This window comes from Streptomyces californicus, from assembly GCF_000717645.1.
GTDB lineage: Bacteria > Actinomycetota > Actinomycetes > Streptomycetales > Streptomycetaceae > Streptomyces > Streptomyces californicus.
The window spans coordinates 320,150-341,684 of the sequence record NZ_JNZZ01000008.1 but is presented as its reverse complement, the minus strand read 5'-3'; the positions used below and the strand labels follow the sequence as shown (position 1 = coordinate 341,684).

At 70.8% G+C, this 21,535-nt stretch carries 18 protein-coding genes; 8 read left to right on the top strand and 10 right to left on the bottom strand.

Annotated elements, in window-relative coordinates; genetic code table 11:
* Positions 1–2 precede the first annotated feature (2 nt).
* Complete coding sequence (locus IF19_RS0113510; RefSeq protein ID WP_078580540.1) at positions 3–2,504, top strand: DEAD/DEAH box helicase; 2,502 nt, start codon at positions 3–5, stop codon at positions 2,502–2,504.
* Positions 2,505–2,698: 194 nt separating this feature from the next.
* Here IF19_RS0113510 and IF19_RS0113505 read toward each other — a convergent pair whose 3' ends face one another.
* From IF19_RS0113505 to ssd, 7 genes are all read right to left on the bottom strand, one after another.
* Complete coding sequence (locus tag IF19_RS0113505; protein ID WP_050493789.1) at positions 2,699–3,082, bottom strand: Rv3654c family TadE-like protein; 384 nt, start codon at positions 3,080–3,082, stop codon at positions 2,699–2,701.
* A gap of 247 nt (positions 3,083–3,329) precedes the next feature.
* Entirely contained in the window at positions 3,330–3,752 is a 423-nt protein-coding gene (locus IF19_RS0113500) for a TadE family type IV pilus minor pilin (protein WP_418952715.1), read from the bottom strand.
* Positions 3,753–3,843: 91 nt separating this feature from the next.
* Entirely contained in the window at positions 3,844–4,113 is a 270-nt protein-coding gene (locus IF19_RS0113495; RefSeq protein WP_030113354.1) for a DUF4244 domain-containing protein, read from the bottom strand.
* Between the two features lie 147 nt (positions 4,114–4,260).
* Entirely contained in the window at positions 4,261–5,109 is an 849-nt protein-coding gene (locus IF19_RS1000000136110) for a type II secretion system F family protein (RefSeq protein ID WP_030113355.1), read from the bottom strand.
* Entirely contained in the window at positions 5,106–6,026 is a 921-nt protein-coding gene (locus tag IF19_RS0113485) for a type II secretion system F family protein (protein ID WP_032747503.1), read from the bottom strand. Before IF19_RS0113485 ends, IF19_RS1000000136110 begins: the two co-directional genes overlap by 4 nt.
* Positions 6,026–7,174, bottom strand: coding sequence for a TadA family conjugal transfer-associated ATPase (locus tag IF19_RS0113480; protein WP_030113357.1), 1,149 nt, complete (start codon positions 7,172–7,174; stop codon positions 6,026–6,028). Before IF19_RS0113480 ends, IF19_RS0113485 begins: the two co-directional genes overlap by 1 nt.
* Positions 7,171–8,307 carry a septum site-determining protein Ssd gene (gene ssd / locus IF19_RS0113475; protein WP_030113358.1) on the bottom strand — a complete coding sequence of 379 codons (1,137 nt, stop codon included), beginning with the start codon at positions 8,305–8,307 and terminating at the stop codon, positions 7,171–7,173. The genes IF19_RS0113480 and ssd overlap by 4 nt, the downstream gene beginning before the upstream one ends.
* 500 nt (positions 8,308–8,807) lie before the next feature.
* Here ssd and IF19_RS0113470 point away from each other — a divergent pair, with 500 nt between their 5' ends.
* Entirely contained in the window at positions 8,808–9,650 is an 843-nt protein-coding gene (locus IF19_RS0113470; RefSeq protein WP_030113359.1) for an HAD family hydrolase, read from the top strand.
* A 652-nt stretch (positions 9,651–10,302) separates the two neighbouring features.
* Here the strand turns inward: IF19_RS0113470 and IF19_RS0113465 are convergent.
* Entirely contained in the window at positions 10,303–11,127 is an 825-nt protein-coding gene (locus tag IF19_RS0113465) for a Fic family protein (RefSeq protein WP_030189578.1), read from the bottom strand.
* A 102-nt stretch (positions 11,128–11,229) separates the two neighbouring features.
* Here IF19_RS0113465 and IF19_RS0113460 point away from each other — a divergent pair, with 102 nt between their 5' ends.
* The gene (locus IF19_RS0113460; RefSeq protein WP_030113362.1) at positions 11,230–12,225 is read left to right on the top strand and encodes an ATP-binding protein; all 996 of its coding nucleotides are present in this window, start codon (positions 11,230–11,232) and stop codon (positions 12,223–12,225) included.
* Positions 12,226–12,456: 231 nt separating this feature from the next.
* On the opposite strand, the gene IF19_RS0113455 is transcribed toward IF19_RS0113460, so the two are convergent.
* On the bottom strand, positions 12,457–13,839 hold the full coding sequence (locus IF19_RS0113455; RefSeq protein WP_030113363.1) for a polysaccharide deacetylase family protein: 1,383 nt from the start codon (positions 13,837–13,839) through the stop codon (positions 12,457–12,459).
* Positions 13,840–14,541: 702 nt separating this feature from the next.
* Between IF19_RS0113455 and acs the strand changes: the two genes are divergently transcribed.
* The 5 genes from acs to IF19_RS1000000138215 all read left to right on the top strand — a co-directional run bounded on the left by acs (position 14,542) and on the right by IF19_RS1000000138215 (position 20,179).
* Entirely contained in the window at positions 14,542–16,542 is a 2,001-nt protein-coding gene (gene acs, locus IF19_RS0113450) for an acetate--CoA ligase (RefSeq protein ID WP_030113364.1), read from the top strand.
* Positions 16,543–16,821: 279 nt separating this feature from the next.
* A complete protein-coding gene (nhaA, locus tag IF19_RS0113445) occupies positions 16,822–18,234 on the top strand; it encodes a Na+/H+ antiporter NhaA (protein ID WP_030113365.1) in 1,413 nt (470 codons plus the stop codon).
* A 40-nt stretch (positions 18,235–18,274) separates the two neighbouring features.
* On the top strand, positions 18,275–18,802 hold the full coding sequence (locus IF19_RS0113440; RefSeq protein WP_030113366.1) for a phage holin family protein: 528 nt from the start codon (positions 18,275–18,277) through the stop codon (positions 18,800–18,802).
* Positions 18,799–19,860, top strand: a complete 1,062-nt coding sequence (locus tag IF19_RS0113435; protein ID WP_030113367.1) for an alpha/beta fold hydrolase — start codon at positions 18,799–18,801, stop codon at positions 19,858–19,860. The genes IF19_RS0113440 and IF19_RS0113435 overlap by 4 nt, the downstream gene beginning before the upstream one ends.
* 115 nt (positions 19,861–19,975) lie before the next feature.
* The gene (locus tag IF19_RS1000000138215; protein WP_078580538.1) at positions 19,976–20,179 is read left to right on the top strand and encodes a hypothetical protein; all 204 of its coding nucleotides are present in this window, start codon (positions 19,976–19,978) and stop codon (positions 20,177–20,179) included.
* A gap of 110 nt (positions 20,180–20,289) precedes the next feature.
* On the opposite strand, the gene IF19_RS0113430 is transcribed toward IF19_RS1000000138215, so the two are convergent.
* Positions 20,290–21,495 (bottom strand): MarP family serine protease, encoded by a 1,206-nt coding sequence (locus IF19_RS0113430; RefSeq protein ID WP_030113368.1) that lies wholly within the window; start codon positions 21,493–21,495, stop codon positions 20,290–20,292.
* Positions 21,496–21,535: the final 40 nt, after the last annotated feature.

Sequence of the window (21,535 nt, the reverse complement as noted above, 5' to 3'; positions counted from 1 at the left end):
CGATGGCATTCAATCACTTACCAGCAGCCATGCACGACGCCTTGGGACCATTGTCCGTCACGCCAGTGACACACTCGGTGCCGATGGCCAAGAATCATCGTCCCGGACGACCACCCGAGAGTGGGGACTCGCGTCCCTCTCCCACCATGATCCTCGACCGGCTCGCCACAGGGGCGGGCCGGGCCGCGCGCATCACTCATACGGAGCACCTGCCCCCGAGATCGGGAACCCATGCCATCTGGCCGGATCGCATCCGACCAGAAGTGATCTCGGCGATCGAAGGGGCCGGGGTCGACCATCCGTGGGCCCATCAGGCGACCGCGGCCGAGCACGCACTGGACGGCGAGTCGGTGGTGATCGCCACCGGTACGGCGTCCGGGAAGTCCCTCGCGTACCTCGCGCCGGTCCTCAGCACCCTCCTGGACGGCTCGGAGGCCCCGAACGGTCGTGGGGCCACCGCCCTGTACCTCGCCCCCACCAAGGCCCTGGCAGCCGACCAGCGCCGCTCGGTCAAGGCGCTCGCCACCCCGCTCGGCAACGCGGTCCGGCCGGCGGTCTACGACGGCGACACCCCGGTCGAGGAACGCGAATGGGTGCGCCAGTACGCCAACTACGTCCTGACCAACCCCGACATGCTGCACCGCGGGATCCTGCCCTCCCATCCTCGTTGGGCGTCCTTCCTGCGCGCCCTGCGGTACGTCGTGATCGACGAATGCCACACCTACCGAGGCGTCTTCGGCTCCCACGTCGCCCAGGTACTACGCCGTCTGCGCCGCCTGTGCGCCCGCTACGGAGCCGATCCGGTCTTCCTGCTGGCCTCGGCCACCGCCGCCGACCCCGCGGTCGCCGCAGGGCGGCTGACGGGCCTTCCGGTCGTCGAGGTCTCCGACGACGCGTCCCCGCGTGGCGAGCTGGTGTTCGCCCTGTGGGAACCCCCGCTGACCGAGCTGCACGGCGAGAGGGGCGCCCCCGTACGCCGTACCGCGACCGCCGAGACCGCCGACCTCCTCACCGACCTGACCCTTCAGGGCGTCCGCTCGGTCGCCTTCGTCCGCTCCCGGCGCGGCGCGGAACTGATCTCGGTGATCGCCAAGGAACGACTAGCGGAGGTCGACCGCTCGCTGCCGAAACGGGTCGCCGCCTATCGCGGGGGCTACCTCCCCGAGGAACGCCGGGCTCTCGAACGGGCGCTCCACTCCGGTGAACTGCTCGGTCTGGCGGCCACCACCGCCCTGGAACTCGGCATCGACGTCTCCGGTCTCGACTCGGTCGTCGTCTGCGGCTATCCCGGCACCCGCGCCTCCCTCTGGCAACAGGCGGGACGCGCCGGCCGTTCGGGGCAGGGCGCACTGGCCGTTCTCGTCGCCCGGGACGACCCGCTGGACACGTACCTGGTGCACCACCCGGAGGCGTTGTTCCGGCAGCCCGTCGAGTCGACCGTGCTGGACCCGGACAACCCCTACGTCCTGGCCCCCCATCTCTGCGCGGCCGCAGCCGAACTGCCGCTCACCGAAACCGACATCGCGCTCTTCGGACCGGCGGTCCCCGAACTGCTGCCTCAGCTGGAGGCCACGAAACTGCTGCGCAAGCGCCCGTCGGGCTGGCACTGGACCCGCCGCGAACGGGCCGCCGACCTCGCGGACATCCGGGGCGGCGGCGGCCGGCCGATCCAGATCGTCGAGGAGGGCACCGGCCGCCTGTTGGGCACCGTCGACGCGGCCGCCGCCCACACCGCCGTACACGAGGGAGCGGTCCACCTGCACCAGGGCCGCACCTATCTGGTCCGCACCCTGGACCTGGAGGATTCCGTGGCCCTCGTCGAGCAGGCCGATCCGCCCTACTCGACCGTCGCCCGCGACACCACGGCCATCACCGTCCTGGAGACCGACACCGAGATCCCCTGGGGTCAGGGACGGCTCTGCTACGGCTCCGTCGAGGTCACCAACCAGGTCGTCTCCTTCCTCCGCCGCAAACTGATCACCGGCGAGGTCCTGGGCGAGACGAAGCTCGACCTGCCGCCCCGCACCCTGCGTACCCGTGCCGTCTGGTGGACGGTCACCGAGGACCAACTCGACGCCGCCCGCATCAACCCCGAGATCCTCGGCGGAGCGCTCCATGCCGCCGAACACGCGTCGATCGGCCTGCTGCCGCTCTTCGCCACCTGCGACCGCTGGGACATCGGCGGCGTATCCGTACCGCTGCACCCGGACACGCTGCTGCCGACGGTGTTCGTGTACGACGGCCACCCGGGCGGAGCCGGATTCGCCGAACGGGCCTTCCACACCGCCCGCGCGTGGCTGACGGCGACCCGGGAGGCCATCGCGTCCTGCGAGTGCGAGGCGGGCTGCCCCTCCTGCATCCAGTCCCCCAAGTGCGGGAACGGCAACGACCCCCTGCACAAACGCGGAGCCGTGCGCCTGCTCACCGAACTCCTCAGGTCCGCACCGCCCGAGGCCGGCCGAGCGACCACCGTCAAGCCCGACCTCCCCGACTCCCCAACGTAGAAGCCTCCGGACGACGCCCGATCAGAACTCCCCGAAAGTCCTCGCTGCCGTCCCTCCCTCTCCTCTCCCTCCTCCAAGGCTCGCCCGTCTCCTCCGAAACTGTCCACGCCCCGCCGCCCTTCCCGAAGCGAAGGCCAGCGCCCCACCGGCGCCCTATCGCGTCGCCACTCCTTTCGAAGGCTCAAGTCGAAGGCTCACGCGTCACCGTCCAGCGTGTCCGGGCCCGCACCACGCGTGTGCTCGTCCGTACCCGCGGCGGCCCGAGGGCCGCCCGGCGGCCCGGCCCGCGCTCTGACGGCGGGTGTGTACGGGCCGAACCGCGCCCGGGCGGTCACATCGGCGATCTCTCCGTCCACCGCGCAACGGACCAGCTCGGCTCCCTGCGCCGAGACCACTCTCCGGGCCGTTTCGCAGGCGACCACCGCTCCCTCCAGCGCTCGGTCCGCAGCCCCGAGCGCCGCCAGGTCTGCCGCCCCACCAGCCCGGTGACGAGCGGCCACGGCCTGCCCCAACGCGAGAACGATCGCGAACACGGTGCACAGCGCGGTAGCGGTGACGGCGACCCACACCGTCGCCACCCCACGATCCGCTCCCGGGTTCGCCCCAGCCCCGCCCCGATCCGCAGAAGCCGCCGACGTACGGCAGGCCGCGACGGCGCTCGACGCCCATCGCCGACCGACCCCGACCACACCGGGGGCCGCCTTACAGATCACGCCCAGCACCGCCGACGTGCCAACGCCCCGAATCTCGCGCCGGCAACGCCCCCGCCCCCTCAGCAACCTCCCCTGGCCGTCGCCCGGTCGGCGAGGCAGAACGCATCGCCCCTCAGGCCGTCCCACCCTCATCAGCCGCCCCTCCCACCGCGTCCTCGGCAAAGGCAGCCGCCTCGGCGCTCAACGTCAGGGCCAACGCCTCCGGCCCAGGAGCCGGCGACTCCACCCTGACCCGCCACAGGTCGCCCGCCCGCTCCACCTCCACCCGGGCCCCGCGGGGCGCGGCCTCACGCGCGGCAGCCAGCACCGCTGCCTCCGGCTCCGAACGGGCCGCGGCCCGCGCTCCGGACCGCGCCGCGTCCACACACCGAATCTGGTCGGAGGCCGCCACCAAGGCCCAGAGCAGCGTCAGGGCGAAGGTCACCAGAACCGGGATCACCACGGCCGCCTCCGCCGTCACCGCGCCCCGATCCCCGCGACCGCCCCACCACGCTTCCCGTTCTCGGACCCGTGGCCGGGAAGCAGCCGGGCGAATGCCACGAGAGGGGCGCCGGCCGACCGCCGGGCAGGGAAATCCGCGCGGCCTCCCCGGAAGTCCCACCTCCGCACCGGGCGCCGAGCAGATTTCAGAACTTCGCATCGAGCGCGTCCTCGACCAGTGACTGCAGGGCCGACAGCACCGGCCCGCTGTTCACCACCTTGTAGAGCACCGCCGCGAAGGCGCATGCCGCGATGGTTCCCACCGCGTACTCGGACGTGGTCATCCCGCGATCCGGACGGCGAAGCCTCCCTGCCCACCACGTGGACCACTTCTCCGAGCGGCCCGGCGTCCCCTCGGACGGCCGTGCGCAGCGTCGTGCCTTGACGGAGCGCAGGCCCCAGAACGTTGATTCCATTTCATCCCCCGAACAGCGTTGATGGTGTGCGGGCGTCCGTACGGACGCCCGTCAGTCGGAGAGGTCCGTGAACGACACGGAACGCCCTCGTTTCGCGGCGAAGATGACGGCTCGGTTGGTCTCCTCGGCCTCACTCCGCGCACCAGCTCAGCGGCCCGGACCGCCGCCTGCGAGCAGGTCGCCCGCGAGGCCGATGATCACTGGTGTCACCCCGATCGCCAGGAAGGCGGGAAGGAAGCAGAGGCCGACGGGTGCGGTGATCAGCACCCCGGCCCGCTGCGCCCGCCTGACCGCCGCAGCAGCCCGCTCGGCGCGCATCGACTCGGCGAGCCTGGCGACCGGCTCCGCGGCCGGAGCCCCGGTCGAACCCGCCCGGTACAGACAGCGAGCCAGCGGGCCGGCGCCCGGTATCGCGGCGAACCGCCCCCATGCTTCGGCCGGTTCGCCACCGAGGCGAATCTCGGCAGCGGTGCGGGCGAGTCCGTCACCGACCGGCCCGCCGATCGACACGCCGACCTCCTCTGCGGCCTCCCCGGGGCCGGCTCCGACCGCGATACAGGCGGCCAACAGGTCTGCTGCCAGCGGCAGCTGGCCGGCGATCACGGAACGATCCGGACCGGTGCCATCGGGACGCCGCCGCAGCCTGGATCGCTGCCACCGCCACGTCCCGAACGCGGCGACCGAGCCGACTGCGCAGCCCAGCACGCCGCCGGCCAGAATCCACCCGCCCAGCCAGGCTCCGGCCGGAGCCACCCACCGCCGTGCCGGCCCGGCGAGCAATGAGCCCGCAGGTGGCCGCACCCGTGCGGACGACCGTCTCAGGCTCCACCCTCCGGGCCGCGCCACCGCAGTCATCCCCAGCAGCAGAGACCCTCGGCCGCGGACCGCTCTCATCCGATATCCAGCCGTGGCCGCGGCTGTCAGTCGAGCGGCCAGGAGGAAAGCCACAGAAGCTATCCCCAGGCTGTGGACAACTTCTCGGGCCACCGCACTCATGTCGCCTCCCCTCCGCGCACGATGCGGCAGGCCCAGTACAGCCCGGCCGCCTCCAGTGACACGCCGACCGTCAGACAGGCCAGGCCGGCCGGGGTGTGGAGCAGAACCCGCAACGGCTCGGCTCCAAGGGACGCCCCAAGGCCCAGCCCCGCCCCAGGGAGCAGCGCCAGAACCACAACGGTCGACCACGTTCCCGCCAATTGCGCGCGGAGCTCCTCCCGTCTGCGCCGCTCGTCCCGCAGCGTCGCCTCCAGCCGCTCCAGCCCGGCCGCCAGCCCGGCCCCGCCGTCGATGGCCACCCGCCAGCAGGCGGCCATTCCGGAGAGCCCTCCCAGCCCCGGTCCCTGCGCGGCCTGCCGCAGCGCTGCCGGTACGTCGCCGCCGAACCGCGCCGCTGCCAGCACCGCGTCCTCCGCTGCCCCCAGCCGACCGCCGGGGGCGACACCATCCGTGGAATCGTCGGCTTCTCCCGAGCCCTCGCTCAGGGCAGCCAGCAACGCCTGTCCCGGCTCGCGGCCGGCACGCAGCTCCCCGACCACGGTTCCGCACAACGCCGCCACGGCAGCCGCGCCCCGCTCCGCATCGCGTGCACCTGCCCGCCGCCGCAACCACCGGCCCACCAGTGGAACCGCCACGGCTCCCGCGACGAGTGGAAGTACCGAGCCCCCCATCACGGCGAGGAGCACGGCGGCCGGAACACACCACCATTCCCGCCGCCGTAGGGCCGTTTCCGTTCCCCGCCGCCAGAACTGGCACAGCCGGACCCGCACAAGGCACTGCCGACGCGATCGGAGTGGATCCTCCACGAACAGCACGCGCGCCCGTCGCACCCCGGGCTCCCGCTTCATCGCGAGCCACGTCGCCGAGCCCGCGCAGAGCGCCACCACGGGAACCGTGTGCGCGGACATCGCCGCCATCACAGCGCACCCCCGATCAGCGACCGCAGCCGTTCCCAGCCCCGCTCCGGCACGAAACCGTCGATTCCCCAGCTCAGGGCCGGGACCGTGAAGACCAACCCGGCCACGTCCCGTTCCAGAACGTGTACCTCGGCAACCCGCCGCCGCCCCGCACGATCCCGTACGAGATGCACGACCACCGAGAGCGCCGCCGCCAACTGGCTGTGTAGGGCGGCCCGGTCAAGGCCCGCCGCGGTGCCCAAAGCCTCCAGCCGGGCAGGCACGTGTTCCGCGGCGTTGGCGTGCACCGTGCCGCACCCTCCTTCGTGTCCGGTGTTCATGGCGCCCAGCCATTCGGTGGCCTCGGCGCCTCTCACCTCCCCGACCACCAGGCGGTCGGGGCGCATACGCAGGGCCTGCCGCACGAGATCCCGCAACGTCACCCGGCCCGCGCCCTCCTGATTGGCCGACCGGGACTCCAGACGGACCACATGCGGGTGATCCGGACGCAGTTCGGCGGAGTCCTCGGCGAGGACGATCCGCTCGTCCGCCCCTACCGCGCCGAGCAGGCTGGCGAGAAGCGTCGTCTTTCCCGCACCCGTGCCACCGCTGATGACGTAGGAGACCCGTGCTTCCACGAGCGCCCGCAGAATCCGGTCACCCCCCGGCGGTACCGTGCCGGCATCCACCAACTCCGTGAGCGAGAAAGCCCTGGGCCGTACCACGCGCAGGGAGAGACAGGGCGAGCCGACAGACACCGGGGGCAGCACAGCGTGCATCCGAGTACCGTCGGGCAGCCGCGCGTCCACCCAGGGCCGCGCGTCGTCGAGCCGTCTGCCCGCCACCGCGGCAAGGCGTTGGGCCAGCCTGCGGACCGCCGCCGCGTCCGAGAACGTGACGCCCGTCAGCTGGAGTCCGCCGCCCCGGTCCACCCACACCCGGTCCGGCGCCGACACGAGCACATCCGTCACGTCCGGATCCGCCAGCAGCGGCTCCAGCACTCCCGTGCCGACGAGCTCGCCGCGCAGCTCCGCCGCGGCACCGAGCACCTCGGCATCCCCCAGCAGACGGCCCTGGGCCCGTAGGGCGACGGCCACCCCGGCCGGGGTCGGGGCAGCGCCGCTGCGGGCCAACCGCCGACGCACGGCGTCGAGCAGCTCGTCCGTCATACCGTCGCTCCCCCGGGCGGGCCGGTCACGGAGCCGGTGTCGGCCACTGCCTCCACCTGTGCCCAGAAGGCCGCACAGAACCGGGCGAGCGGGCTACGGGCGTCGGCGCCGGGCGGCGTGCCGTCGTCCTGGGCGGCCAGCAGGCCAGGCTCCCGGGGGAGCTCGCCCACGAGCGGGAGACCGATGGCCTGGGCCACCCACCCCCCGTCCAGACCGGAGGCATACGGGCCCCGGGGAACCACCCTCAGGTCGTCCAGCATCATGCCGGCCGCGGCCGCGACCCGTTTGGCTGCGGCGACAGCACGCAGTTCGCCCGGTGCCACCAGCAGACCGAGATCAACCTGGGCCAGAGCTTCGGCAACGCCCTCGTCAACCCGGCGCGGCAGGTCCACGACCACCACTCCGCCCAGGCGACGCGCGGCGGCGAGCACAGCCCGCATCGCCTGCGGCGGAATCACCACCTCGTCGTCACGGCCCCAGCTCAACACCCGCAATCCGTGCAGCGCGGGCAGCGAATCCTCCAGGGCCCCGCCGCCGAGACGCCCCTTCGTCTGGGCGAAATCCGGCCACCTCATGCCCTCGACCCGCTCGCCGCCGAGCAGCACATCGATGCCGCCTCCCAGCGGGTCGGCGTCGATCAGCATCGTGCGCTTGCCCGTTCTCGCCGCACTCACCGCGAGTGCGCAGGCCAGCGTGGACGCGCCGGAGCCGCCCCGGCCGCCCAGCACGCCGACGGTCAGCGCCGGCCTCCCCACGCCTTCGGCGGCGTTGGCGATCTGTTCGACGAGCCAGCCCTCGGAATCAGGCAGCCGCAGCACATACTCGGCCCCGATCTCCACCGCCCGCCGCCACACGTCCGGGTCGTCCTGGTCCCGCCCGACCAGCATCACCCCCTTCCTTCGGCCGGCTCCGCGACACCGAGCGGCCGCATCGTCCCCGACCAGCACCATCGGAGCCCGCTCCCAGCCGCCACGCCGCCCCGGTGGTCCGTGATGGACCTCGGGTTCGGCGCCCGCCGCCGCGCACAGCCGCAGCAGGTCGTCGAGCAGCTCCATGTCCTCCGTCACGATCAGCGGGCCTCCGTGCCGCCGCCCGGCGACCGCCACACCATCTCCTGCGAGGGATCCAGCCACGATCTCCGCCCCCTTCTCACTGTCCCTTCAGTGCGGTTCGCGGTGTTCTCGGAGCGTTTCCGAGATGCGCGTTCCAGCAACCGCGGACTTCGCGGGTGGAATCAACGTGAGGCACGGCGGAAAAAGATGTGGATCTTGATGGAAAGCTGTGGACAACCTCGGGCTTGTGAATAACTTCGTAACCCGAACCAGCGACTTCCGCAGCGCACCTCTCCGGCTACACACTGTGACGAGACGGGCGGCACGGCACCCGCGCCGCACGAACAGGCCAACGGCGGCCGGAAGGGAGATCGACGTGGTTTTCGCCTCGGAAACGCGTCCGGACATGCGACGACCCCCGCCGGGGGGGAGAGCGGGGGTCGTCCCCACGGCCGACTCGGGGGGGGGAGGAGTCGGGCCGGGTTAGCACGGTCGCGAACGATCCGTGACTTCCATGGTGTACCCGAGGCCCTTCTCAGGCAAACCCACGCGCCGGAGTTTACGCCGAATGGTGGGCCCCTATGCTCAGCGTTGTGGAAAACTGCTTCTCGCCGCGCACAGCAGCCTTCTTTGACCTGGACAAGACGGTCATTGCGAAGTCTTCGACGCTGACCTTCAGCAAGTCCTTCTACCAAGGCGGACTGATCAACCGCCGCGCCGTACTGCGCACCGCGTACACCCAGTTCGTGTTCATGGCCGGGGGCGCCGATCACGAGCAGATGGAGAAGATGCGTGCCTACCTCTCAGCCCTCTGCAAAGGATGGAACGTCCAGCAGGTCAGGGAGATCGTCGCAGAGACCCTGCACGACCTGATCGACCCGATCATCTACGACGAGGCCGCCACCCTCATCGAGGAACACCACACGGCAGGACGCGATGTGGTCATCGTCTCGACCTCGGGCGCCGAAGTCGTCGAACCCATCGGCGAACTTCTCGGTGCGGACCGCGTCGTCGCCACGCGGATGGTCGTCGGCGACGACGGCTGCTTCACGGGCGAGATCGAGTACTACGCCTATGGGCCGACCAAGGCGGAGGCCGTGAAGGCCCTCGCGGAGTCCGAGGGGTACGACCTCGCGCGCTGTTACGCCTACAGCGACTCGGTGACCGACGTGCCGATGCTGGAGTCGGTGGGCCACCCGCACGCGGTCAACCCCGATCGCGGGCTACGCCGCGAAGCCACCCTTCGCGAGTGGCCGATTCTCGTCTTCAACCGCCCGGTCCGACTCAAGCAGCGCCTGCCCGCCTTCTCCATGCCGGCCCGCCCCGCCCTCGTGGCGGCGGCAGCGGTCGGAGCGGCGGCGGTCACCGCCGGACTGGTCTGGTACGCCAGCCGCCGACGCGCCACCGCGGCGCTGCCGGGATAGGGCGCGACACAGCAACGCCACCCGAAAAGCCGAGGGCGGCACGGAAGGAGTGGAGGCAGGGCTGGGGACGGAGAGCCGGGGAGAGCGGAGGCCAGGGTGGGGGGGCACTGAAAGAAGCGCTGTTCCCCCCACGTCGGCACACCGATCAACCAGCCCGATTCGCCCTTTATTGAGGAGAAAAGTAAAGAAGTCTGGCCAGAGGTTTCCCTTCCCTCGGACCTGGAGTACAAAGGAGCTAACGGCCCGCGAGACCAAGGACATCCGTGAGGATGACCTGCTACGCATGACGGCCCCACGGACCGCGCATGGAAGCTGAGCACCCACGCGACGTCGACCCGTCGATTACGGGCCAGCCGCACCAGGTGACGGGCAAAGCACCCGACCTGATGGGCGAATCACGAGGACGCTTGGTAACTCGGCGGACGTGCCAGCGGCGGTACCGGACACCGGTACCGCCGCAACTCTCACAGCCACCCGGCTGCCGAACTGGCCAGCAGAGTGCCCTTGCCCTCCCGATACGAAGGTTCGGTCGGCCCGGCCCGGCCCCGCCCCTCGACCCCAGGGACCCAGCGCCCACCTGTTCGCGCCCTCCCTACGAGACCGGTGCCCTCGCAGCGGGCATCCGGCGCACACCTGGGGAGCGAATCGAAGATCAGGCGGCGCCGCGCTGCAACGCCTCGCAGACCGCGGTCGACTCGCGCACCCCCAGTTCGACGGAACGCCCGCAGTGGGCGATCCAGGCGGCCATGCCCTCCGGAGTTCCGGACGTATAGCCCTCGAACGCCGCCACGTAAGCGGCGCGACCCTGCTCCGCGTGTCCCACCTCGGCCGGGCAGATCGATTTCGGATCCAAGCCGCTGCCGATCAGCACGATCCGCTCGGCCGTCCTGGCCACCAGGCCGTTGTGGGAACCGAACGGGCGCAGCGCCAACAGTTCACCGTGGACCACCGCGGCCGTCACCAGAGCAGGGGCGCTGCCGCCCGCGATGATCAACCGTGAGAGACCCTCCAGTCGGCCCGCGACCTCTTCGGCACCGGGGAGCGGTGCCTCAATCAGTGGCTCGTCGACCGGTTCGCCCGCCAGCCGAGGGCGGCCCACCGCGTCATCGGGGGTCGCCCCGCCCGCAGCCACCAGGTGCAACCGCGCCAGCACCCGCAGCGGCGACTGCCGCCAGATGGAGAGGAGTTGTCCCGCCTCCGCGGTGAGCCGGAGGGCGGCACCGACCACGCGCGCCTCATCCTCGCCGCTGAAGTCGGTGCGCCGACGTACTTCTTCGAGGTTCCAGTCGGCACCCGACAGTGCGGCCGAGCCGCGGGAGCCGCGCAGTGCGGCTTCGGCCGTGACCTCATTGCTGCGGCGCCGCATGACGCGGTGCCCGTAGACCCGGTCGACGGACGTACGAACGGAGTCCACGGCGTCGGGCACGCCGGGCAGGGAACCGAGCGCGGCGAGTGGGTCTGAGGCAGTCGTACTCATAAGTAGCGAGGCTACGCGCCCACCTCGCTCCGGCCACCCTCAAGTGGCCTTCTTCACGAACCTTGACAGCGCAACGCAACGGAAGCACTACCCTAGGTGAACATGAAGATCGCTTTCGTCGGGAAGGGCGGCAGCGGAAAGACCACGCTGTCCTCGCTCTTCATCCGCCACCTCGCCGCCAACGAAGCCCACGTGATCGCCGTGGACGCCGATATCAACCAGCACCTCGGGGCCGCGCTCGGTCTGGACGAGGCGGAGGCCGCCGCGCTTCCTGCCATGGGCGCGCATCTCCCCCTCATCAAGGACTACCTGCGGGGCTCCAACCCGCGCATCGCCTCCGCCGAGACGATGATCAAGACGACCCCGCCCGGCGAGGGCTCCCGCCTGCTGCGGGTCCGTGAAGACAATCCGATCTTCGATGCCTGTGCGCGTACGGTTCGGCTCGACGACGGGGACGTCCGGCTGATGGCAACGGGCCCGTTCACGGAGTCCGACCTCGGCGTGGCCTGCTACCACTCCAAGGTCGGAGCCGTGGAGCTCTGCCTCAACCATCTGGTCGACGGACCCGACGAGTATGTGGTGGTCGACATGACGGCGGGCTCGGACTCGTTCGCGTCGGGGATGTTCACGCGCTTCGACATGACGTTCCTGGTCGCGGAACCGACCCGCAAGGGAGTGTCGGTCTACCGCCAGTACAAGGAGTACGCGCGTGACTACGGCGTCGCACTGAAGGTCGTCGGGAACAAGGTGCAGGGGCCGGACGACCTGGAGTTCCTGCGGGCGGAGGTCGGCGACGACCTGCTGATCGGAGTCGGCCACTCCGACTGGGTGCGTTCGATGGAGAAGGGACGGCCGTCCCGGTTCGAGCTGCTGGAGGCCGACAACAGGATGGCCCTTCAGGCATTGCAGGACGCTGCCGAGGACTCGTACGAGCTGCGCGACTGGGAGCGCTACACCCGTCAGATGGTGCACTTCCACCTGAAGAACGCCGAGAGCTGGGGCAACGAGAAGACGGGTGCCGACCTGGCCGCCCAGGTCGACCCCGCCTTCGTCCTCGACGAGCGACACGCCGGGGCGGGAGCGACGGCACCCGCCTGACACATCGCGCGCGATCCCTCGGCTCTGAGAGCCGATCGTCACGCGGGGACCGTGTTCGCCGGTCACCCCTCTTCCAGGTGACCGGCGAACACGGTGGTGCGCTCAGTCATCGCTCGTGCTGCCGTGCGCCTCGCCCCCCTCAACGGCACCCGGGGGACGAAGGCCAGGTGCGTGGAACTCTCCTGACGCCCTGCCATGTCCGCCCCGCCCCGCCCCGCGCCGCCCCGGGAACTACTCCTGCGCGTCCTTCTCGGCCCTCTCGTCCGCCTTCTCGTCGGCGCTCTCGTCCGTGGACTTGTTCGTCTTCTCCCCCGCCTTCTCCTGGGCGGCCCCTGTGGCTGCCTTGCTTCCGGCCTTCTGGGGGGCCGGCTGGTTGCCGAGGAAGGACTGCCACCCGGCCTTGGGGGCCTCTCCCACGCCGAGCTTGGTCAGCTTGGCCAGCGCCTTCGGGTCCTGCGCGTCCAGCCAGTCGGCGAGTTGGCGGAAAGACACACAGCGCACGCCTTCCTTCGGACACACCTTCGCAATGGTCTCCTCGATGGCGCGCATGTAGGTGCCGCCGTTCCAGGACTCGAAGTGGTTGCCGATGATCAGGGGCGCCCGGTTGCCGTTGTAGGAGCGATCGAATGCCTGGAGCAGGCCGTCCCGCATCTGGTTGCCCCAGAACTCGTGCTGGGACGGGTCCCCCTGGGTGGCCGTCCCGGACTGGTTGACCATGAAGTTGTAGTCCATCGAGAGGGTCTCAAAGGCGCGGCCGGGCACGGGGACGAGCTGGAGCGGAACGTCCCAGACGCCGTCCTTCTTCTTGGGCCAGACCTGGTTGCCGACGCCGCTGGAGTCGTAGCGGAAGCCCATGGTCCGCGCTGCGGCAACCATGTTCTTCTGGCCTTCGAGGCAGGGAGTGCGGGCGCCGATCAGTTCCTCGTCGTAGTCGAAGGGCAGCGGGGCCTCACCCTTGAGCTCTGGCGTGTTGGTCTTCCAGCTCTTGACGAAAGCTTTCGCCTGGCTGATCTCGCTCTTCCACTCCTCGACGGACCAGGTCCCGACACCGCCGTCCCTGCCGCAGAAGTGCCCGTTGAAGTGGGTGCCGATCTCGTTGCCCTCCTTCCAGGCGGCACGGACCTCGGCGAGGGTGTCGCGGATGCCCTTGGTGTCGTTGAAGCCGATGTCGGAGCGGCCCGGGGCGTGTTGCGGCGGGTTGTAGAGATCCTTCTTCTCCTCCGGCAGCAGGTACACACCGCTGAGGAAGTACGTCATCTTCGCGTTGTACTTCTTGGCCACACCGCGGAAGTGCGAGAAGAGCTTCTGGCTGTCCTCACCGGCACCGTCCCAGGAGAACACCACGAACTGGGGCGGCTTTTCGCCCGGGGCCAGGCGCTGGACCGCCGGCATGTTCGGCTGGACGCCGGTGTGGGCGGTGGAACCGTCCCCGATCAGCTTGACCGCGCCCTTCGGGGCGGCCGGCGGATTCTCCTTGGCGCCATGGGCCCCCTTCTCCGTGTCGGCCGACCCGGAGCCCGAACCTCCGGAACCAGCTCCGGAGCAGCCCGCGAGAACGGCGACCAAGGCCGTGGACATGACGCCCAGGACGATCCTCTTCGTGGCGGCCATCATCCGCCCACCCTCTTCCTTGCAGGTCATTTGCGTTGGAGTGCCGACACGGCGCGGCCAAGTTCGCATGTGGTCCCGCACGGCAAGGGCGACATACCGAATGAAAAGCTGCTTATTCATCAATAAGGATTATCGACTCGCCCGAACGCCCCCCACTCTTCGACGGACCCCGTCGACCGACGCCGGGCCCCGCCGACCCGCATCGGGGCACGCCGACCCAACGTCGGTCCACGTCGCGCCGAGTCGATTCACGCCATTCCGGACCACCCGAACCGACCCACCGAGCCGCCCCGAACCGACCGCAAACCGCACCGACCCGGCCAGCACCGCACCGCCCCGACCGCCCCCTCACCAACGCGGTCAGCACCGCCCGCACCGACCGCACCGCGCCAACCAACTCCACCCCACCCCACCCCCACGCGCCCCGGCCCGCATCGACCTGAACCGGCCACCCCTCGGACGCGTGCAACCAGTCGACGCACCCGGGAGCCACGCCCCGCCTCCGCCGACCGGCACACCCACCGCGACCCCCGCGACACGCGCCCGCCCCACCTCACCCCGCCCCACCCGGGCGAAATCACCGCACCCCACGCGTCGCTCGGCACCCCCGGAACGCGGAGCGGGATCATGGCTCCATACACGAAGACACAGGTCTAAACCAATTCCCGGCAGACACTTGTCACCCGGCCTCGCGCCTGATGAGCTATGCCCCGGGACACAACGGACACCCTGGGACTGGGAGAAGTCGTGAGCAACGAAAGCCTGGCCAACCTGCTTCGGGAAGAGCGGAAGTTCGTTCCGCCTGCCGAGCTGGCCGCCAACGCCAACGTCACCGCAGAGGCGTACGAGCAGGCCGAGGCGGACCGGCTGGGCTTCTGGGCCGAGCAGGCGCGCCGCCTCACCTGGGCCACCGAGCCGACCGAGACCCTCGACTGGAGCAATCCGCCCTTCGCGAAGTGGTTCGCGGACGGCGAGTTGAACGTCGCGTACAACTGCGTCGACCGCCACGTCGAGGCCGGCAACGGCGACCGGGTGGCCATCCACTTCGAGGGCGAACCGGGCGACAGCCGGGCCATCACCTACGCGGAGCTGAAGGACGAGGTCTCCCGGGCAGCCAACGCGCTGACCGAGCTGGGCGTCGGCAAGGGTGACCGGGTCGCGGTCTACCTGCCGATGATCCCCGAGGCCGCCATCGCGATGCTGGCCTGCGCCCGCATCGGCGCCACGCACTCCGTGGTCTTCGGCGGCTTCTCCGCCGACGCCATCGCGGCCCGCATCAAGGACGCGGACGCCAAGGTCGTCATCACCGCCGACGGCGGCTACCGGCGCGGCAAGCCGTCCGCGCTCAAGCCGGCCGTCGACGACGCCGTCTCACGGTTCGACACCGTCGAGCACGTAATCGTCGTCCGCCGCACCGGGCAGGACACCGCCTGGACCGAGGGCCGCGACATCTGGTGGCACGAGATCACGGGCCGCCAGTCCGCCGAGCACACCCCCGAGGCGTTCGAGGCCGAGCAGCCGCTGTTCATCCTCTACACCTCCGGCACCACGGGTAAGCCGAAGGGCATCCTGCACACCTCCGGCGGCTACCTCACCCAGGCCGCGTACACGCACCACGCGGTCTTCGACCTCAAGCCCGAGGCCGACGTCTACTGGTGCACCGCCGACGTCGGCTGGGTGACCGGGCACTCGTACATCGTGTACGGGCCGCTCGCCAACGGCGCGACGCAGGTCATGTACGAGGGCACCCCGGACACCCCGCACCAGGGCCGGTTCTGGGAGATCGTGCAGAAGTACGGCGTCACGATCCTCTACACCGCGCCCACCGCGATCCGTACGTTCATGAAGTGGGGCGACGACATCCCCGCGAAGTTCGACCTGAGCAGCCTCCGCGTCCTCGGTTCGGTCGGTGAGCCGATCAACCCGGAGGCGTGGATGTGGTACCGGAAGAACATCGGCGCCGACAAGTGCCCGGTCGTGGACACCTGGTGGCAGACCGAGACCGGCGCGATGATGATCTCGCCGCTGCCCGGCGTGACCGAGACGAAACCGGGAAGCGCCCAGCGCGCGCTGCCCGGGATCGCCGCCACCGTCGTGGACGACGAGGCCAACGAGGTGCCGGACGGCGGGGGCGGCTACCTCGTCCTCACCGAGCCGTGGCCGTCCATGCTCCGCACCATCTGGGGCGACGACCAGCGCTTCATCGACACCTACTGGTCGCGTTTCGAGGGCAAGTACTTCGCGGGCGACGGCGCCAAGAAGGACGAGGACGGCGACGTCTGGCTGCTCGGCCGGGTCGACGACGTCATGCTCGTCTCCGGGCACAACATCTCGACCACCGAGGTCGAGTCGGCGCTCGTCTCCCACCCGTCGGTCGCCGAGGCCGCCGTGGTCGGCGCGGCCGACGAGACGACCGGCCAGGCCATCGTGGCGTTCGTCATCCTGCGCGGTACGGCGACCGCCTCCGACGAACTGGTCGCGGACCTGCGCAACCACGTCGGCGCGACGCTCGGCCCGATCGCCAAGCCCAAGCGGGTGCTGCCGGTCGCCGAGCTGCCGAAGACCCGGTCCGGCAAGATCATGCGCCGCCTCCTGCGCGACGTCGCGGAGAACCGCGAGCTGGGCGACGTCACGACCCTGACCGACTCCTCGGTGATGGACCTGATCACGACGCAGCTCCCGTCCTCCTCGTCCGACGAGGACTGACGGCTCCGAGAACCGACGACTGCGAGGACTGACGGCTCCGTCCGCACGGACAGACCACAGCTGTACGGCTCCGATGGGCACCCGGTGACGCACCGGGTGCCCATCCGGCGTCCGGGCGAAGAGCCCGCAGCTCGCCGGGTCCGGTCCGCCTCTCACGCCCCCGGTAGAGTGGCGGGAGATCGACAACTTCATAGAACATCTCCACAGGGGCGCCGGGAAGTCTGGTCGGCATGCCGATCAGCGCTACCCGCGCACCGCCCCGACCTGGAGGTCTCTCTCGTGGCAGCACCCACGCCCCCCACACCCGCGCCGCCCCGCCGCCCGCTGCTGGGCAGGCTCTCGCTCCCCGAGCGGAACTACGTCGCCGAGGCGCTCCGAACCGAGACGGTCGGCGGGATGCTGCTCTTGGTGGCGGCGGTCGCGGCACTCGTCTGGGCGAACGCCTTCGGGGGTTCGTACGGGGCGGTCAGCGACTTCCACCTAGGCCCCGGGACCCTCGGCCTGGACCTCTCCGTGGCGCACTGGGCGGCGGACGGGCTGCTCGCCGTCTTCTTCTTCGTCGCCGGTGTCGAGCTCAAGCGCGAGCTGGTCGCGGGCGAACTCCGCGACCCGAAGGCCGCCGCCCTCCCGGTGGTGGCGGCGCTGTGCGGGATGGCGGCGCCCGCGCTCGTCTACGCGCTCACCTCCGTCGTCGGCGGCGGCTCCCTGGACGGATGGGCGGTCCCGACGGCCACGGACATCGCCTTCGCGCTCGCCGTGCTCGCCGTGGTCGGCACCTCCCTGCCGTCCGCGCTGCGGGCCTTCCTGCTCACCCTGGCCGTTGTGGACGACCTCTTCGCGATCCTGATCATCGCGGTGTTCTTCACCTCGGACCTGAACTTCCTCGCGCTCGGCGGCGCCGTCCTCGGGCTGGTGCTCTTCTACACGCTCCTGCGCTTCGAGGTCCGGGGCTGGTACGTCTACGTTCCGCTCGCCCTGGTCGTCTGGGGGCTGATGTACAACAGCGGCATCCACGCCACCATCGCCGGTGTCGCGATGGGCCTGATGCTGCGCTGTACCCGCCGCGAGGGCGAGGAGCACTCCCCCGGAGAGCACATCGAGCACCTGGTCCGCCCGCTGTCCGCCGGGGTCGCCGTCCCGCTGTTCGCCCTGTTCTCGGCCGGGGTCGCGCTGAACGGCGAGGCGCTGGCGGGCGTCTTCACCCGGCCCGAGACGCTCGGCGTGGTCCTCGGTCTCGTCGTCGGCAAGACCCTCGGCATCTTCGGCGGCACGTACCTGGCCGCCCGTTTCACCAGGGCGGAGCTGAACAAGGACCTGGCGTGGGCCGACGTCTTCGCGCTGGCCTCCCTCGCCGGCATCGGGTTCACCGTCTCGCTGCTCATCGGAGAGCTCGCCTTCGAAGGTGACGCGGGGGCGGTCAACGAGATCAAGGCCGCCGTCCTGCTCGGCTCCCTGATCGCGGCCGTGATCGCCTGTGTACTCCTGAGGATCCGGGTACGGAAGTACCGTGCGCTGACCGAGGCGGAGGAGCTGGACGAGGACCAGTCCGGAGTACCGGACGTCTACGAGCAGGACGACCCGGAATACCACCTGCGGATGGCCGTCATCCACGAGCGCAAGGCGGCCGAACACCGCCGTATCGCCGAAGAGCGGGCGGGGGCGGCGCGCAACAAGCCGAACAGTCCGGCATGATCTGACATCGGATGTGTCGAAGACGGAGAGGGAGTCAGGGATGAGCGACCCCGGCAACTACGCGGGCAACACCGACCGCAGCATCGGGCAACTGGTCGCCGCGGCGACGGCCGAGATGTCCGCACTGGTGCACGACGAGATCGCGCTGGCGAAGGCGGAGGTCCGCCAGGACGCCAAGCGCGGGGCGATCGGCAGCATCGCGTTCGTCGCCGCGGGCGTGTTCGCGCTCTTCTCGATCCCGGTGCTGAGCTTCGCCGCAGCGTACGGGATCCACAACCTGGGCCTCGGGCTCGCGTGGTCGTTCCTGATCGTGGGCGGGGCGTTCATCGCGCTGGGCCTGCTGCTGGCGTTCCTCGGCATCCGGAAGTTCAAGAAGGTCAAGCCGCCGGAGAAGTCCATCGCCTCCGCCAAGCAGACCGCCGCCGTTCTCCAGAACGCCAAGCCGCACCCCCGCCCGTCGGTCGAGGCCGCCGCGATCATCGAGCGGTCCGGCAGTTCCCTGGCGAAGGGCGTCGAGGGCGGCACCGGCCGGGACAACGCCACCGCTGTGGCACGCTCGTCCACATGACGGCTCCCGATTCCAGCGCATCCGGCCCGGCGCGTCCCGCGGACCCGGTGAACCCGACCGTCGCGGCCGACGGCTCCGCGACCGCTGCCGACCGGACAGCCCCGGACGTGCCGTCCGCAGCCCCGGCGGGGCGTACCGCAGCCGGGGGCCCGGTGCGGCTCGACGGCCCGTGGACCCACCGCGACGTGGCCGCCAACGGTGCGCGCTTCCACATCGCGGAGGTGGGCGAGGGCCCGCTGGTACTCCTGCTGCACGGCTTTCCGCAGTTCTGGTGGACCTGGCGCCACCAGCTGACCGCGCTCGCCGACGCGGGCTTCCGGGCGGTCGCGATGGACCTGCGGGGCGTGGGCGGCAGCGACCGCACGCCGCGCGGTTACGACCCCGCCAACCTGGCCCTCGACGTCACCGGCGTGATCCGCTCCCTGGGCGAGCCCGACGCGGCCCTCGTCGGCCACGACCTCGGCGGGTACCTCGCCTGGACCGCCGCCGTGATGCGTCCCAAACTGGTCCGCAGGCTGGTCGTCTCCTCCATGCCGCACCCGCGCCGCTGGCGCTCCTCGATGCTGTCCGACTTCGCCCAGTCGCGGGCCGGTTCGTACGTCTGGGGCTTCCAGCGCCCGTGGCTGCCGGAGCGCCAGCTCGTGGCCGACGATGCCGCGCTGGTCGGGGAGCTCATCCAGGACTGGGCGGGCCCCCGTACCCCGGACTTCCCCGACGAGGACACCCTGGACGTCTACCGGCGGGCCATGAGCATCCCCTCCACCGCCCACTGCTCGATCGAGCCGTACCGCTGGCTGGTGCGGTCGATGGCGCGTCCCGACGGAATCCAGTTCAACCGGCGGATGAAGCGCCCGATCCGGGTGCCCACCCTGCACCTGCACGGATCGCTCGACCCGGCGGTCCGCACCCGTAGTTCGGCGGGCTCCGGACAGTTCGTCGAGGCGCCCTATCGATGGCGACTTTTCGACGGTGTCGGGCACTTCCCGCACGAGGAGGACCCGATCGGCTTCTCCAACGAACTCATCAACTGGCTCAAGGATCCCGAGCCCGACCGGTAGCCGTCGCCCCGCCGGACGAACGCGTGTGTGACGCACAGCCAATTGCCTGCCGCATAAGCCAATTGGCCGACTCGCGCACGATTACCGACCATGGGTCAGGGGCAGACGTCGGGGTATGGGCTGGACGCACGACTTCACTGACGAAGCACGCAACCGCCGCTCCGCCGCCACGACCGGTGTGAGCACGCATGAGGGGGGCGGCCCTCGCGGCCGGGTGCACCACGTGCATGACGTTCACCGTTCCCGTCTCGGGATCTCCCGCATTCTCCGTCGCCGGGCCCGCTGGGTCTCGGCCCGACTCCGCCACACCCGCAACTGACCGCCACCGCCCTTCCGTACGAGCGAGGAACGGCGGCAGGACGGAACGCGGCCGGGGCCCGGCGCCGGCCTCCCCGGTACCGGGCCCGGCGCCGATCCTTCGGACACCGGTCAGAGGGCGCAGCCCTGGCTGTCGACCTGCTGGTCGGCGGTGCGGCCGATCTCGATGTCCTCGCGGATCTCGTCGCCCGTCAGCGCGTATCCGGTTTCCTGGTCGTCGCGCGACTTGGCGAACACCACGCCGTACACCTTCCCGTCCGGAGTGAGCAGCGGGCCGCCCGAGTTGCCCTGGCGCACCGTCGCGTAGAGCGAGTACACATCGCGGCGGACCGTGCCCCGGTGGTAGATGTCCGGGCCGTCCGCGTCGATGCGGGCGCGGACGCGGGCCGAGCGCACGTCGTACGCGCCGTTCTCGGGGAAGCCCGCGACGATCGCGCTGTCACCGGTCTCCGCGTCGTCGTCCGGGCCGGTGAACTTCAGCGGCTTGGCCCGCAGATCGGGTACGTCCAGGACGGCGATGTCGCGCTGCCAGTCGTAGAGGACGACCTTCGCGTCATACAGGCGGCCCTCGCCGCCGATCTGGACGGTGGGTTCGTCCACGCCGCCGACGACGTGCGCGTTGGTCATCACACGGCGCTCGGAGAAGACGAAACCGGTTCCTTCGAGGACCTTGCCGCAGCTCGGCGCCGTCCCCACCACCTTGACGATCGACTTCTTCGCGCGGGCGGCGACCGGGCTGCCCACGAGGGCCGGGTCCGGGGCCTTGACCTCGGTGATCGGCTCGTTGGCGAACGGGCTGAAGACCTGCGGGAAGCCGTTCTGCGCGAGGACCGAGGAGAAGTCCTGGAACCAGGTGGGCGCCTGCTCCGGCATCACCCGGTCGACCCCGAGGAGCACCGAGGAGGTGCGGACCTCCTTGCCGAGCTTCGGCAGCGCGGTGCCGGCCAGCAGCAGCCCGATCATCCAGGCCACCAGCAGCATCGCCACCACGTTGACCAGGGCGCCGCCGGTGGCGTCCAGGGCGCGCGCCGGCGACCACGTGATGTACCGGCGGAGCTTGTTGCCCAGGTGGGTGGTGAACGCCTGGCCGATCGAGGCGCAGACGATGACCACGACGACCGCGCCGATGGCGATCGCCGTGGAGATCTCGGCATCCTCGGTCACCCGGTCCCAGATGACCGGCAGCAGGTAGACGGCGACGAGGCCGCCCCCGAGGAAACCGATCACCGACAGGACGCCGACGACGAAACCCTGGCGGTAGCCGATGACCGCGAACCACACGGCGGCCAGCAGCAGCAGGATGTCCAGCACGTTCACCGTCTATAGCCTCGCAGTTTCGTCACCTGGCCCGTCGAGG